The sequence below is a fragment of the Segniliparus sp. genome (assembly GCF_051660745.1).
Taxonomy (GTDB): Bacteria; Actinomycetota; Actinomycetes; order Mycobacteriales; family Mycobacteriaceae; genus Segniliparus.
The window spans coordinates 189,756-203,270 of the sequence record NZ_JBOFQF010000003.1; the positions used below are offsets into that span (position 1 = coordinate 189,756).

At 68.0% G+C, this 13,515-nt stretch carries 16 protein-coding genes; 14 read left to right on the top strand and 2 right to left on the bottom strand.

All coding sequences use genetic code 11. The features are described from left to right. Positions 1–42: 42 nt before the first annotated feature. A complete protein-coding gene (locus tag ACRC20_RS01295; RefSeq protein ID WP_438684508.1) occupies positions 43–738 on the top strand; it encodes an acetoacetate decarboxylase family protein in 696 nt (231 codons plus the stop codon). Positions 739–754: 16 nt separating this feature from the next. On the opposite strand, the gene ACRC20_RS01300 is transcribed toward ACRC20_RS01295, so the two are convergent. Further along, the gene (locus tag ACRC20_RS01300; protein ID WP_438684509.1) at positions 755–994 is read right to left on the bottom strand and encodes a hypothetical protein; all 240 of its coding nucleotides are present in this window, start codon (positions 992–994) and stop codon (positions 755–757) included. A 365-nt stretch (positions 995–1,359) separates the two neighbouring features. On the opposite strand from ACRC20_RS01300, the gene ACRC20_RS01305 reads away from it, so the two are divergent. The 4 genes from ACRC20_RS01305 to truB are packed head-to-tail and all read left to right on the top strand — an operon-like array spanning position 1,360 to position 4,764. Continuing rightward, positions 1,360–2,202: an isocitrate lyase/PEP mutase family protein gene (locus ACRC20_RS01305; RefSeq protein ID WP_438684510.1), complete on the top strand. Its 843-nt coding sequence runs from the start codon at positions 1,360–1,362 to the stop codon at positions 2,200–2,202. Positions 2,203–2,221: 19 nt separating this feature from the next. Then, positions 2,222–3,148 carry a metallophosphoesterase family protein gene (locus tag ACRC20_RS01310; RefSeq protein ID WP_438684656.1) on the top strand — a complete coding sequence of 309 codons (927 nt, stop codon included), beginning with the start codon at positions 2,222–2,224 and terminating at the stop codon, positions 3,146–3,148. A gap of 34 nt (positions 3,149–3,182) precedes the next feature. Next, positions 3,183–3,860, top strand: coding sequence for a 4'-phosphopantetheinyl transferase family protein (locus tag ACRC20_RS01315; protein WP_438684511.1), 678 nt, complete (start codon positions 3,183–3,185; stop codon positions 3,858–3,860). Beyond that, a complete protein-coding gene (gene truB / locus ACRC20_RS01320; RefSeq protein ID WP_438684512.1) occupies positions 3,850–4,764 on the top strand; it encodes a tRNA pseudouridine(55) synthase TruB in 915 nt (304 codons plus the stop codon). Before ACRC20_RS01315 ends, truB begins: the two co-directional genes overlap by 11 nt. A 10-nt stretch (positions 4,765–4,774) precedes the next feature. Here the strand turns inward: truB and ACRC20_RS01325 are convergent, their stop codons facing one another. Next, the gene (locus ACRC20_RS01325; protein ID WP_438684513.1) at positions 4,775–5,482 is read right to left on the bottom strand and encodes a metal-dependent transcriptional regulator; all 708 of its coding nucleotides are present in this window, start codon (positions 5,480–5,482) and stop codon (positions 4,775–4,777) included. Positions 5,483–6,037: 555 nt separating this feature from the next. On the opposite strand from ACRC20_RS01325, the gene ACRC20_RS01330 reads away from it, so the two are divergent. The 9 genes from ACRC20_RS01330 (at position 6,038) to ACRC20_RS01370 (ending at position 13,407) form a co-directional block, all read left to right on the top strand. Next, a complete protein-coding gene (locus ACRC20_RS01330; RefSeq protein ID WP_438684514.1) occupies positions 6,038–6,925 on the top strand; it encodes an MspA family porin in 888 nt (295 codons plus the stop codon). Between the two features lie 54 nt (positions 6,926–6,979). Continuing rightward, complete coding sequence (locus ACRC20_RS01335; RefSeq protein WP_438684515.1) at positions 6,980–7,579, top strand: hypothetical protein; 600 nt, start codon at positions 6,980–6,982, stop codon at positions 7,577–7,579. Further along, complete coding sequence (locus ACRC20_RS01340) at positions 7,576–8,175, top strand: hypothetical protein (protein WP_438684516.1); 600 nt, start codon at positions 7,576–7,578, stop codon at positions 8,173–8,175. Before ACRC20_RS01335 ends, ACRC20_RS01340 begins: the two co-directional genes overlap by 4 nt. Before the next feature lie 141 nt (positions 8,176–8,316). After that, positions 8,317–8,685, top strand: a complete 369-nt coding sequence (locus tag ACRC20_RS01345) for a transposase (RefSeq protein WP_438684517.1) — start codon at positions 8,317–8,319, stop codon at positions 8,683–8,685. 66 nt (positions 8,686–8,751) lie between these two features. After that, positions 8,752–9,726: an ornithine carbamoyltransferase gene (gene argF / locus ACRC20_RS01350; protein WP_438684518.1), complete on the top strand. Its 975-nt coding sequence runs from the start codon at positions 8,752–8,754 to the stop codon at positions 9,724–9,726. Then, entirely contained in the window at positions 9,719–10,231 is a 513-nt protein-coding gene (gene argR, locus ACRC20_RS01355; RefSeq protein ID WP_438684519.1) for an arginine repressor, read from the top strand. Before argF ends, argR begins: the two co-directional genes overlap by 8 nt. After that, a complete protein-coding gene (locus ACRC20_RS01360; protein ID WP_438684520.1) occupies positions 10,231–11,436 on the top strand; it encodes an argininosuccinate synthase in 1,206 nt (401 codons plus the stop codon). The genes argR and ACRC20_RS01360 overlap by 1 nt, the downstream gene beginning before the upstream one ends. Continuing rightward, positions 11,433–12,842: an argininosuccinate lyase gene (gene argH, locus ACRC20_RS01365; protein WP_438684521.1), complete on the top strand. Its 1,410-nt coding sequence runs from the start codon at positions 11,433–11,435 to the stop codon at positions 12,840–12,842. Before ACRC20_RS01360 ends, argH begins: the two co-directional genes overlap by 4 nt. Before the next feature lie 13 nt (positions 12,843–12,855). Continuing rightward, complete coding sequence (locus tag ACRC20_RS01370) at positions 12,856–13,407, top strand: hypothetical protein (protein ID WP_438684522.1); 552 nt, start codon at positions 12,856–12,858, stop codon at positions 13,405–13,407. The last annotated feature ends 108 nt before the right edge of the window (positions 13,408–13,515 follow it).

Here is a 13,515-nt window from a genome sequence, read left to right on the forward strand (position 1 = left end):
TATGGTGCATGACACAGTCATCGGCGCAGAGAGGCAGGGGTCATGGGAGTTGCAGTTTCGAAGGGCGCGGCAGAAGGCGCGTTGACGGGCTTTCCGCCCGCGCCGTGGCATCTGGGCGCCTCGGGCTTGGTCTCGGTGTTCTTGGTCGACGAGGACCGCCTGCCGGGCTCGTTCGCCGAATTGCGGCCTGCGGGCTGGCGCCCGTTCCGCGTCGGCGGGCGTGTCGTCGTGACGGTCAGTTCCATCTCGTACTCCGAGGGCGGCGTGCTCGCCTATGACGAGATCGTGGTCGCCACGCCCGTCCGCCGGGGCGCGTCCGTTGGCGCGTCGGTCCCGCAGATCTGGGTGGACAGCGAGGCTTCGCGCAACGGGGCGCGCGCGTTGTGGGGCATCCCGAAGGAGCTGGCCCAGTTCCACCGGACCACGACCGCGAAATCGGTCGGGGCGGGCATGGACCTTGACGGCACGGCGGCGGTCCGGCTGAGCGCGAAGATCGGATTGCCGCTGACTCCTCGCAGGCTCAAACTGCCCGACTTCTCGCTGATCCAGCGCTTCGCGGGCTCGGAGTTCGTCTCGCGGCATTTTGTGGTCACAGGCGTCCGGCTGGCCCGAGTCTCATGGGCCTTCGGGGAGGGCGGCCCGCTCGGCTATCTGCGAGGGCTCAAGCCGCTGGTCTCGGTCGCGATGCCGGACGTCGCGCTCGTCTTCGGCTTCGAGACCGCCGCTCGCCCCGTCTGACGGGGCGCCCCTCGCGTCAGGGGCGCAGTCCGGGCACGCGGATGTGCAGGACGGAATCGCCTCGGTGCTGTTGCTGCAGCTCGCGTCCCTGCTCCTGCTCGTACGGGTTCGGGTTGTTGTGCCCGTGGCTGTCGCCGCTGCCCGCGTCGGCGAGGACGAAGCCGGTCGACTCGTGGGCGGGCGCAGCGCTGGCGAGCGCGAGTCCGAGGATGGCAAGCGGCGCGATGGCGGCGATGGTCTTGAAGGTTGTGCTCATGGTGTTCTCCTGACGTGTTCGCGTCGGGCTTGCGCCCGCGCGGTGGTCTTATCTGTCCCTCGTCGGAGCGGCTTGGTGTCGCCGCCCGGTCCGGACGTTGCCTGCTATAGCTATAATCATCCAACGATTTCCTGTTTGATTCATTCCCGGTTTCGCACATTTTTTGAATAACGGTTCAATAACGTGGGGTTCCCCTTGTTTCGGTAGTGTGATACGTCACTTCCAATGTCGGAAATGGTGGGGTTTTTCGCATGATCGAGGACTCCGCCGGGTGTGACCGGCGCCTGGCAAGAGGGTGCCGTGTGACGGGCAAGGGCGGCGTGCTTGAGTGTCCTCAGAGACCTGAGCACTAGGAGGACGAGCCGATGTCGGTGACAAGCAAGCTGCGCGCGATGATCAACGGCGACGACATTCATGTCGCCCCAGGGGCCTTCGACGGGCTGACCGCGCGATTGGTGGAAGAAGCGGGGTTCGACCTCATCTACGGCTCGGGCGGGGCGATCTCGCGCAGCGCGGGCTTCCCGGACCTCGGCATCTTGAGCTTCAGCGAGGTCGTGACCCGGTACGAGCACATGGCCATGGTGACGAGCGTGCCGATCATCGCAGACGGGGACACCGGCTTCGGCAACCAGATCAACGCGACCCGCATGATCCAGACCTATGAGCGGATCGGCGTCGCGGGCCTGCACATCGAGGACCAGACCTTCCCGAAGCGCTGCGGACACCTCGACGACAAGACCCTGGTGTCGGTGGACGAGATGACGCACAAGATCCGCGCGGCGAAGGCGGCGCAGACCGACCCCGACTTCGTGCTCATCGCGCGAACCGACGCGATCGCCTCGGAGAGCTTCAACGCCGCGATCGACCGGGCGCACGCCTATCTCGACGCGGGCGCGGACTGCATCTTTGTCGAGGCTCCCGAGACCGTGGAGCAGATCGAGGAGATCGCGAGGCTGATCCCGCAGCCCAAGCTGATCAACATGTTCTTCAGCGGCAAGACCCCGATCGTGCCGCGCGACCGGCTCCGCGAGCTGGGCTACCGGCTCATCATCATCCCGTCCGACCTGCAGCGCGCGACGATCACCGCGTGCCGCAAGACGCTCGAGGCCATCAAACGCGACGGCGACAGCTCTGCTTTGAAGGACGAGATGGTGTCCTTCAAGGAGCGCGAGGAGATCATCGGCACCAAGGACTATCTCGCCCTCTGACCGGTTTCGCTATCATGGCCTGATGCCAAAACTCTGGGCCGTGAGCGATCTGCACGTCGGACACCGGGGGAACAAGCCGGTCGTCGAATCGATCCACCCCGAAGATCCGGGGGACTGGCTCATCGTCGCGGGCGACGTGGCCGAGAAGGTGCACGACGTGCGGTGGGCCTTGGAGCTCTTGCGCAAGCGGTTCGCGAAGGTGATCTGGGTCCCCGGCAACCACGAGCTGTACACCACGTCGAGCGACCCTGTGCAGATGTTCGGCCAGCCCCGGTACGAGTACTACGTCTCGCAGTGCCGGGAGATCGACGTCGTCACCCCGGAGGACGTCTACCCGCTCTGGGAGGGGGAAGGCGGGCCGGTGCGCGTCGTGCCGCTGTTCCTGCTCTACGACTACACCTTCCTGCCGAAGGGGACCACGGACAAGGCGCAGGGGCTCGCCTACGCGCGCTCGAAGAACGTGGTGGCGAGCGACGAGTACCTGCTCTCCGCCGAGCCGTACCCGACGAGGGACTCCTGGTGCCGGGCCTTGGTGGAGAAAGCGGCCAAGCGTCTCGACGCGCTCGACCCCGCCGAGCCGAAGATCCTGATCAACCACTGGCCGCTCTTGCGCGAGCCGACCCGCGTGCTGCACCCGCGAGAGTTCAGTCTGTGGTGCGGCACGACGGCGACCGCCGACTGGCATGTGCGGTACAACGCGGCCGCCGTTGTCTACGGCCATCTGCACATCCCGCGCACCACCTGGTACGACGGGGTGCGGTTCGAGGAGGTGTCGGTCGGCTATCCGCGCGAGTGGCAGCGAAGGGGCCTGCCGGAGCCGCTCCTGCGCCAGATCTGGCCGGACCCCGAGCTCACCGAGGAGACTGTCGGCGTGGGCGGGGCGCGGTTCCCGATGACCCCGGAGATGGTCGCGGCAGCCAAGGCCCATCTCCTCAAAGACCAATGACAAGACGGGAACCGACGACAGGACGGGCGCGCTGATGGGATTGCTCGACAAGGTGCTCGCGCCGCAGGTCGCGACTGCGGAGGCGCGGGAGGACGAGCCGCAGCTGGTCCCGTACCCGGGCGAGGAGGCGTTGATCGCGCAGGCCTCGCCGAAACGGCGGGCCGAGTTCATCACGGCCCGGCAATGCGCGCGCGCGGCGCTCGCGAAGCTGCGGATCCCGGCGCAGCCGATCCTGCGCGGCCCCACGCGTGAGCCGCTGTGGCCGAAGGGGATCGTCGGGACGCTGACCCACACGGCGGGCTTCCGGGGCGCCGCCGTCGCGCACTCGCTCGTGATGCGCAGCGTCGGGGTGGACGCGGAGCCGCACCTGCCCCTGCCGGACGGCGTGCTCGGCCAGGTCGCGCTGCCGGAGGAGAAGGCCTGGCTCGACTCGCGGCCCGACGAGGAGCTGCACTGGGACCGCCTGCTCTTCTGCGCGAAAGAGGCGACCTACAAGGCGTGGTTCCCCCTCACCGGGCGCTGGCTCGGCTTTGAGGACGCGCGGATCTCGTTCGAAGAGGCCCCCGCCGACGGGGCAGACCGGCGGGGCACGTTCCACGTGCAGCTGCTCGTGCCGGGACAGGCGCTGAAAGGCCCGCCGCTCGCCGCGTTCGACGGCCAGTGGGCGGTCTCGGAGGGCTTCATCGTCACGGGGATCGCCCATGGCTGGTGACAACGCGGGCGGCGGCCCGCACGGCCTCGTCCTTGTGGACAAGCCCCAGGGCATGACGAGCCACGACGTCGTGGCGAAGGCTCGGCGTTTTTTCCGGACCCGCAAAGTCGGCCACGCGGGGACGCTCGACCCGATGGCGACGGGGGTGCTCGTGCTCGGGCTCGGCAAGGCGACCCGGCTGCTCGGCAGGCTCACCGCCGATGAGAAGCGGTACGTCGGGACGATCCGACTGGGCGAGCGGACTTCCAGCGACGACGCGGACGGCGAGGTCCTGGGCCGGGCCTCGGCGGCCGCGCTCGTCCTCGACCAGGTGCTCGCGGGGATCGAAGAGCTGACCGGCCAGATCTCCCAAGTGCCGCCTTCGGTCTCGGCGATCAAAGTCGGCGGGGTCCGCGCGCACGCGGCGGCCAGGGCGGGGGAGGCGCTGGAGCTGAAAGCCCGCGAGGTCGTCGTGCGCCGCTTCGAGTTGACGGGCGAGCGGCGGGCGGTCGCGGCAGACGGGACCGCGCTGTGGGACCTCGACGTCGAGGTCGACTGCACGGCGGGCACGTATATCCGCTCGCTGGCGCGCGACCTCGGCGCGGGCCTCGGCGTCGGCGGCCATCTGACCAGGTTGCGGCGGGTCGCCTCGGGACGTTTCGGCATCGCCGGGGCGCGGACCCTCGACGAGCTGGAGTCGGACCCGGCCCTTTCGCTCGGGCTGGACGACGCGGCCCGTGCGGCGTTCGTCTCGCGGGAGCTGTCCGAGGACGAGACCAGAGACTTGGGGTACGGGAAAAAGATCCCGGCAGGGGGCTTCGTCGGCGAGCACGCGGGTTTCGGCCCGGACGGCTCCCTTGTGGCCCTCCTCGAGGGCCAGGACGGCATTGCGCGGCCCACAGTGGTCTTCCAGCCCGCGGGGTGAGGCGAGCGGATCAGCCCTCGGGGACGATCCACACCGCTTCGGCGGCCGGTTTGCCGAGCTCGATGGGGTCGCCGTCCGGATTCTCCAGTGCGATCGTGATGGTCCCCGCGAAATCTCGCCTGCGCAGCACGGCGATTTTGGCGTCGAGCGCGAGCCCGACCGAGTCGAAGTAGCGGAGCATCTCCGGGTCGTGGTCGCTGATCCTGGCGATCGAGCCATTCGTGCCCTCGGGAGCGTCGGAGAGCTTGCTCGCGTCCGGCGCGGGCACGGAGCCGTCCGGGCGCGGGATGGGGTCGCCATGCGGGTCGCGGTCAGGGTGGCCGAGTTTCATATCGAGACGCTCGACGAAACGGTCGGAGATCGCGTGCTCGAGCACCTCTGCCTCGTCGTGGACCTCGTCCCAGCCGTAATGCAGCTCCTCGACGAGGAATGTCTCGATGAGCCGGTGTCTGCGGACGACCGCGACTGCGGCCTCTCTGCCCTCCGGGGTGAGGGACACCGCGCCGTAGCGCTCATGTTCCACAAGGCCTTGGTCCACGAGCTTGCGCACGCCTTCGGAGGCAGTTGAGGCGGACACGCCGAGTTTCTCCGCGAGGAGTTTCGTGGTGATCGGGTCGTCTGACCACTCTTGCAGGTTCCAGAGCACCTTGAGGTAGTCCTGGGTGACGGGGGAGAGCTGGCTGTCTTTGTGCGTCGGACCAGAGTTTGCTTGTGGCACGGCTTGATTCTATGCCCTCGCCCGCGCGGCGTGCGGGCTCTCTCGCGATCTGCGGTTTCCGCGCCTAGAACGCGAGGCTCCGGATGGTTCGGCGCAGCGGGTCGGGACACTCGCGGACTGTCGCTCTTTTGTCATTAAATTAATAGCGGATAAGCGTCAAGTGGGGGCTTTTATTTAAATAAAAAAGGGGAAATTAAATTAATCGATAATAGCGCTGTGATGTAGATTACAAAAGCTTATTTCAACTTGACGGTGATGAAACCGTGACTTACGGTGATGACACCGATGCAAAGGCGCAATTGTCCACGGATGTTGTTCGCGACGACATTAGTTCGACAAAGAATTCATGAATTCTTGAATTCTCTGGAATTAGCCGCGCCTTTCCGCGATGATGCGGACATCGGGTCACAACGATGTGATCGGGTCACAACGATGTGATTGGCCTTTCTGGCCAATAGTCCTGGATCGAGGACATTCTTTAGAGAATCCTTCTGCTGATTGCGCGGAGCTCTCTGTCAATCAGAAATTCTATGCAAAGGAATAAGGAATAATATAATGGACGATGTCATGACCCCTGCCCGCGAAGACGGCGCGAAGGGCGAAGCTCTCGGCCGGACGAGGAAAGCCGCCGCTCGGCGGGGCCTCCGGAGGCCCGTGCGTCTCTTGGCATGGCCCGCAGTGTTCGCCGCCGCTTTGACCGGCGCTTCCCACGCGTTCGCGCAAGGCCTGCCGGACACGGTGCTGAGCGATGTCACCGAGGACGGCTGGGAAATGGTCGTGGAAACCCTCGACGAGGAGGTGAACCCCGTGGCGAACTTGGCGGACACCGCGTTCACCCGCGAGGGCTTCGCGCAGCTGACCGGAGTCGGGAAGATCCTCGGCAAAGGGAAGTACCCGGTCACCGCGGCAGAGCTGGTCATCGGCTACCAGATCGGCTGCCAGATCGATGTCAGCCAAGGAGTCACGCTCGGCGGGCATATCGACGGCAACGCGGGCATTGACCTGTACCAGGGCGCTGGTGTCGGCGCTGGTGTCGGCGCTGGTGTCGGCGCGGGTGGCGTCGGCGGCCTCGGCGGCGGCGTCGGCGGCATTATCCCGCTTCCCGGAGTCGGCCTCGGCGGTGTCGGCGGTGTCGGCGGCGGCGTGGGCGGAGTGACTGGCGGAGCGGTTGGCGGGGCCGCTGGCGTCGGCGCGCACGAGGGCATCGGCGGCTCTATCGGCGGCAGCATTCAGTTCACGCTCCGTCCGGGCGGCATCGTCGCGATTCCGATGGACCGCATCCCCCTCAAGGGGAGCGAGGCACGGCTGCGGGTGCGCAATGTGAACCTGAAGATCGACGCCTGCGGCGGCCCGGTCAACGTGCGCTCGTTCGCGTTGCTGAGCGTGACCACGGACTACTCGCACTCCACGTTGGCGACGTACGGCACGGAGTATCCGATCTAGCGGCTGCTTGTCGCAGTTCCCCGTTCGTAGGATTTTCAGAAAGGTCGTCATCACATGGAAGAATGGAAAGCGAAATCCACGCTCGTCGGGATGGCGTTCGCCGCAGGCCTGCTCTTCGGGGCGCCTGTGGCGGGCGCGGACCCGGACCCCGGCCCGGTGAGCCCGGTCGGGGCGGGCGGGATCTACGGAGAGACCAGCCCGTTCTCGGGCGGGCCGGACCCGAGGGCCAGTTCGCCGGTGCCCGGCTTGGTGTCGGGGACGGTGCCTGGCTCGAACGCTCCGCTCGCGACGGAGCTGAGCACGGGCACCAGCGGCATACGCCCTGGGACCAACGCGCTGCAGCCGGGCTCGTTGCGCGGACTGCCCGCGCCAGATTTCCCGGACAACTATTTCCAGGGCCCTGCGGCAAGCCTGCCTGGGCAGCCTGCGCCGCCGCCGCAGCCCGAGCTGCCGCCGGTGAAGCCGGACCACCAGTGGGGCCCGCTGGCGCAGGGCGGCGACTCGAACCCGGACGACCCCGACAACACCGAGTCGGCCCCGGACCAGTCGATGGCCCGGCAGCTCTTGCCGGAGACCGACGAGGACTACGACTGGAACGACAACGAAGCCCCGGACCAGTCCATGGCCAGCCAGCTCAATGCTGAGGGCGCATGAGGCCGCGCGGCCGAACTGGTCTGACTGTGGCGGGCGCGCTCGTGCTGAGCGCGCTCGCCACGGCGGGCCTGCCGGGGCGGTCCGCCGCCGACCCGGACTTCCCGACCATCCCGAGCCGTTCCCCGGCCGACGCGTCCGCGCCAGAGCTGGAGGCAAAAGCCACCGAGCCGGACGCCGCGCCGCAGCCGTCGGACGGCGAAGAGGCCGCCTCGAGCGGGTTGGCCTCGGGGCGCGACTGCGCGGTCATCAAATACCTTGTTTCGCATGTGGATGTGATCCTCGGGAAGCAAGTCCAGATCACGCAGGCGTTCCCGGCGGCGGACCAGGGCGCGAAGGCGGTGGCGCAGGACCTCGACGTTTTGAACGCGGTCCTGCCTTTCCTGGTCTCCGCAGAGGCGAACCTGCAGGACTCGGCGCAGCGAGCCAAGGTCGTCGCGTACAAGAACGACCTCGGCCAGCTCAGCCTCGTCATCGCGGATCGGCAAAAGCAGAACTTGACAGCGCCTGCTCCTTATGAGTGGGCCGAGAGGCTTGTCCGGGCGAATGGTCGGGCTGGCGCCGATTACGCGAGAATAGGAGATAGTTGTTTGGTCTGATACTTCTCGATGGAACCCAGAATTTCTGATATGCCGCCAGCGATAGGTGGATCTCTGTCCATGAGGGGGAGCGCTCTTGGGATATCGCTTTGCTGGGTTCGGTTATTTGCATCGTGGGAAATTGCTATGCGGAGGAGCGATATGGGCAGACGTGGTTATCCGCCGGAATTTCGGCACAATGTGCTGGAGCAGGTCAAAACTGGCCGAAAAGTGAGCGACGTGGCGCGAGAGGCCGGCATCAGCGATCAAACAATTTATTCCTGGCTGCGGCAGGAGCGGGTGGCGAATCGATTGGCTTCGTCGCTGACGGATGAGGAGCGCCAAGAGTTGGCTTTGGCGAAGTGGCGCATCGCGCAATTGGAGGCCGAGCTGGAGGCGCAACGGCTAGCTGTGGCGCAACGCTCGGAGGCGATGCGCCCAAAAGCTTTTGTCTCGAGGGTCTGGAAACCCCTTGAGTCCGGTCTCGCCGACCGTCACAGTATGCGCTCGGCCGGAGGGGCTGCCCGGTAGGGCGCGCAGGGCTGCCCGCACGAAGAGTTTTTGCATAAGAATGCACGACGTTGTATTATTACTCGCATGACTTCCTCGGGCGCCATCCGGCACTTCCTGCGCGACGACGACCTCTCTCCCGCCGAGCAGGCGGAAGTGCTGGTGCTGGCGGCCCGGTTGAAGCGCGAGCCGTTCGCGAAGCGGACGCTCGAGGGCCCCAGGTCGGTGGGCGTCGTCTTCGAGAAGCCGTCCATCCGCACCCGGTTCTCGTTCGAGGTCGCGATCACCCAGCTCGGCGGGCACCCTATCGTGGTGGACGGCAACTCCGTCCAGCTCGGCGTGCGCGAGTCTGTCCCTGACTCGGCGCGGGTCATGTCCCGCTACACCTCGGCCGTGGTGTGGCGCACGCACGGGCACGACCGGCTCGACGAGCTCGCGGCCTACGCGACGGTGCCCGTCGTCAACGCCCTGGACGACGTGTTCCACCCCTGCCAGGTGCTCGCAGACCTCCTCACCATCGCGGAGCGCAAGGGCGATCTGAAGGGCCTCAAGCTCGTCTTCCTCGGCGACGGGGCGAACAACATGGCGCACTCCTTCCTGCTGGCCGGGGCGACCGCGGGGATCGACGTGGTCATCGGCGCCCCCGAAGGCTTCCATCCGGAGCCGGACATCTTCGCGGACGCTATCGCGCGGGGCGAGCTGACCGGGGCCCGTGCGCAGATCGTCGCCGACCCGGCGAAGGCGGTCGAAAACGCCGACGTGGTCGTCACCGACGCCTGGGTCTCGATGGGGCAGGAGTCCGACCCCCGCGACCGCGCCTCGGCGATGCTCCCGTACCAGGTGAACAAAGAGCTGCTGTCGCATGCGAAACCGGACGCGATCGTGCTGCACTGCCTGCCGGCGCACCGCGAGGAGGAGATCACCTCCGAAGTCCTCGACGGCCCCCAGTCCGCTGTCTGGGACGAGGCGGAGAACCGCCTGCACGCGCAAAAAGCGCTGCTGGTGTGGCTTTTGGAGCACACAGAAGTCGGCTTGCCGCACACCGGGAGGGCCCGTGGCTGACCAGCCCTCGCGCGTCCTGCCGACCCGCTCGGCGCGCCAGGCGCGGATCTTCGAGGCCATCACCACGCGGGTCGTGCGCAGCCAGAGCGAGCTGCAGGCGCTCCTCGCGGTCGAGGGCGTGAGCGCCACCCAGGCGACGCTGTCGCGCGACCTCGAAGAGCTCGGCGCCGTGAAGGCGAAGTCCGTGGACGGCACGAGCCGGTACGTCATCTTGGACGAGACCGGCTCCACCGGCGTGGTCTCGGCAGGCATCGAGCCGCTGACGAGGCTGCTCGCGCAGCTGCTCGTCGCCGCCGACCGCTCCGGCTCGCTCGCGGTCCTCCGGGTGCCCGCCGGAGCGGCCCAATACTTGGCGAGCGCCATCGACCGCGCCGCCTTGCCCCAGGTCGCAGGCACGATCGCGGGCGACGACACGATATTCGTCGCAGCCCGGGGATCGATCACCGGCGAGGAACTGGTAGAAGTCTTCCAGCAGCTAGCGCATGACAAAAAGGAGAAGCCCTGATGACCGACCGCGTGATCCTCGCCTATTCCGGCGGCCTCGACACCTCGGTGGCGATCAGCTGGATCGGCCAAGAGACCGGACTTGAGGTCGTGGCCGTGGCAGTGGACGTCGGCCAAGGCGGGGAAGACCTCGGCGTCATCCGCCAGCGGGCCCTCGACTGCGGCGCGGTGGAGGCGGTCGTCGTCGACGCCCGCGACGAGTTCGCCGAAGAGTACTGCCAGCCGGTCGTCGCGGCCAACGCGCTCTACATGGACCGCTACCCGCTGGTCTCCGCGATCTCCCGCCCGCTCATCGCCAAGCACCTTGTGAAGGTGGCCCGCGAGCACGGCGGCACGATTGTGTCGCACGGCTGCACCGGCAAGGGCAACGACCAGGTCCGCTTCGAATGCGGCATCACCGCGCTCGCGCCGGAGCTCACCGTGCTCGCCCCGGTCCGCGACTACGCCTGGACCCGCGAGAAGGCCATCGCCTTCGCGGAGGAGCGCAAGCTCCCCATCGCCGCGTCGAAGAAGTCGCCGTTCTCCATCGACCAGAACCTGTGGGGCCGTGCGGTGGAGACCGGGTTCCTCGAGGACCCGTGGAACGCGCCGACCAAGGACGTCTACGACTACACCCAGGACCCGCAGGTCGGCTGGAACACCCCGGACGAGCTGGTCGTCGGCTTCACCGCGGGCGTGCCGACCTCGATCGACGGCCGCAAGCTCTCGGTCTACGAGGTGATCCAGGAGCTCAACCGCCGCGCGGGCGCCCAGGGCGTCGGGCGGATCGACATCGTCGAGGACCGTTTGGTCGGCATCAAGAGCCGCGAGGTCTACGAGGCGCCCGGCGCGCTCGTCCTCATCGCCGCGCACCTCGAGCTCGAAGGCATGACCCTGGAGCGCGAGCTGGCCCGGCACAAGAAGCGGATCTGCGACACCTGGACCGAGCTGGTCTACGACGGCCTGTGGTTCTCGCCGCTCAAGCGCGCGCTGGACGCCTACATCGCCGAGACGCAGCGCCACGTCACCGGCGAGATCCGGCTGTCGCTGCACGGCGGCGCGATCACTCTCTCGGGCAGGCGCTCGGAGTCCTCGCTCTACGACTTCAACCTCGCGACCTACGACGAGGGCGACACCTTCGACCAGTCCCTGGCCAAGGGCTTCGTCACCCTGCACGGCCTTTCGGCGAAGATCGACGCGGCCCGCGAGCAGCGGCTGTCGAAGTGAGCGGCAAGGCGGAAGGCACCAACGAGGGATCGCTCTGGGGCGGCAGGTTCGCCTCTGGTCCCTCTGCGGCGCTGACCCGGCTGTCCAAGTCCACGGACTGGGACTGGGCGCTCGCGCCGTACGACCTGCGAGGCTCCAAGGCCCATGCCGCAGTGCTCCATGAGGCGGGCCTGCTCACGGCGGACGAGCTCGCCTCGATGCACGCCGCGCTGGACGCGCTGGCCGCCGACGTCGCCTCGGGCGCGTTCGCGCCCGCCGAGTCCGACGAGGACGTGCACTCCGCGTTGGAGCGCGGCCTCATCGAACGCGCGGGGGCCGAGCTCGGTGGGAAACTGCGCGCGGGGCGCTCGCGCAACGACCAGGTCGTGACGCTCTTCCGGTTGTGGCTGCGCGACGGGCTGGCGCAAGTCAAGCGGCACACGGCCGATCTGGTGGACGCGCTCATCGGCCAGGCCGAGCGCCACCCCGACGCGATCCTGCCGGGCAAAACCCACTTGCAGGCCGCGCAGCCGGTGCTCCTCGCGCACCATCTGCTCGCGCACGCGCATCCGCTCGTTCGCGACGTGGAGCGGCTGCGCGACCTCGGGCCGAGGCTGGAGGTCTCGGGCTACGGCTCCGGGGCGCTCGCTGGCTCGTCGCTCGGCCTGCCGCCGGAACGGATGGCGGAGCTGCTGGGCCTCGCGCCGCCGGAGAACTCCATCGACGCCACGAGCGCGCGGGACTTCGCGGCCGAGGCGGCGTTCGTCTGCGCGCAGATCGCCGTCGACCTCTCCCGCCTCGCCGAGGACCTGATCCTGTGGTCCACCACCGAGTTCGGCTACGCCAAGCTGCACGACTCCTGGTCCACCGGCAGCTCGATCATGCCGCAGAAGAAGAACCCGGACATCGCGGAGCTCGCGCGGGGCAAGGCGGGCCGCCTGATCGGCAACCTCACGGGCCTGCTGGCGACGCTCAAGGCGCAGCCGCTCGCGTACAACCGGGATCTGCAAGAGGACAAAGAGCCGCTCTTCGACTCGGTGTCGCAGCTGGAGCTGGTGCTGCCCGCGATGGCGGGCCTGGTCGCCACGTTGGAGTTCGACACGGCGCGGATGGCCGAGCTCGCTCCCGCCGGGCACACGCTCGCCACCGACATCGCCGAGTGGCTGGTGCGGGGCGGCGTGCCGTTCCGCGTCGCCCACGAGGCGGCGGGCGCGGCCGTGCGCGCGGCGGACGAGCGCGGCGTGAGCCTCGCCGAGCTGACGGACGAGGAGCTTGTCGCCGCCAACCCGGCGCTTGTCCCGCAGGTGCGGGAGGTCCTCGACGTGCGCGGCTCGGTCGCCTCCCGCGACGTTCGGGGCGGCACCGCCCCGAACGCGGTCGCGGCGCAGCTGGCGAGGCTCAAGGCGCGGGTCGGGGCGCTGGGGTAGAGCGGATGAGGCTGTGCTGAACGAGACGGCGCAGGCCGTGGAGGAGACCGGGCGGAAGAAGGGCGGCCGCAAGCAGAGCCGCCGCAAGCAGAGCCGCCGCAAAACATGGCGGGCCAAGGCGCTCTTGTGGGCGGTGGCGGGCATGGCCGGGTATTTCGCCGCCGTGGACTTCTGCTGGCTTTTGTTCGGGTCCGGCTCGTTCGTCCTCGCGCTGGAGTCGGGGCTGGTCTCGATCGCGCTGATCCTGCTCTTCGGCTGGCCCGCGTGGCTCGTGGTGTGGGCGGTGGCGCTGCTGTGCGGCGCGGCGGTGCTCGTCCTCGTCCCGAAGCAGAAATACCAGCTCCGGCGCGCCTGCTTCATGGCGGCGATCGCGTCAGGGTGCGGGGCTGTCGTGTACGCGCCGCTGGCGTGGATCTACGGGACCGAGATCCGCTGGTCCCCGTTCAGCCCGTTCGTCCTCGCGTTCGTCACGTTCCTCGTGGCATTGCTCGCAGCCTGGTCGTACTATCCGGGCCGCCGTCCCCGGCAAGCCGTGGTTGATCTCCAGACCGCCACAGAGATCTGAGACCAGCGGTCTATAATAGCGGCGTGGGCGATCACGAGGGCAATGGCTTGATGGGGCGGGCGAGGTATGGCGCTTTGTAAACCAAGGGACCGGCAGTGGATGGGTGTC